We start from the raw sequence: 567 nt of genomic DNA on the forward strand, positions 1-567 counted from the left end.
GGATTGAATCGCGATTGGATGAGCAGGGAAGCATCTGGGGCGGCTCATCGTTTAAGTTCGGCGTATTCTCACGCAAAGACACTGGCGACAAAGCGAGCGATTCCAAGCTGAGCTATTCGAATACCCACGGMTAGTACTCATCACTAGCAGCTCAGTTCCACCTGAAAACACAGGCTCGCAGTTTTTCACTAGTCAAGCATCATGGGCAAAATTGGCTCCGACTGAAGCCTGATTTACTCGCTCAGGAGTCGGCAACTACCGGGCTGGTGCTGGATACGAAATGGAAGCTGATCGAGGCCACGAAGGCCAACGGCACCGACAAATATGGACTGGCGCAAGCTGACTTCTATCAGCTGAACGCATATGGACAAAACTACCTCAACGGCCACGGGGATGTGATCTTGATATACCCGAAAACCGAAATTTTTACACATCCGTTACCGGTGTTTAATTTTTCCAAGACAAAAAACCTCAATCTTTGGGTTCTCCCGTTTTGTCTAACCTCAAAAGCTCTGCTACTACCTTCTGATCAAACACTTGCCCAGGTCATCGGTATTAAACCTAGCG

General features: G+C 48.8%; 1 protein-coding gene. It reads left to right on the plus strand.

Features of this window, described 5'->3' with window-relative positions; translation table 11 throughout:
• Window positions 1–161: 161 nt before the first annotated feature.
• Window positions 162–567 (plus strand): 5-methylcytosine restriction system specificity protein McrC (locus tag AC1DRJ_RS31835; RefSeq protein WP_477805589.1); only part of this gene is annotated, 406 nt, incomplete at its 3' end.

This window comes from Pseudomonas sp. P5_B2 (genome assembly GCF_056400445.1).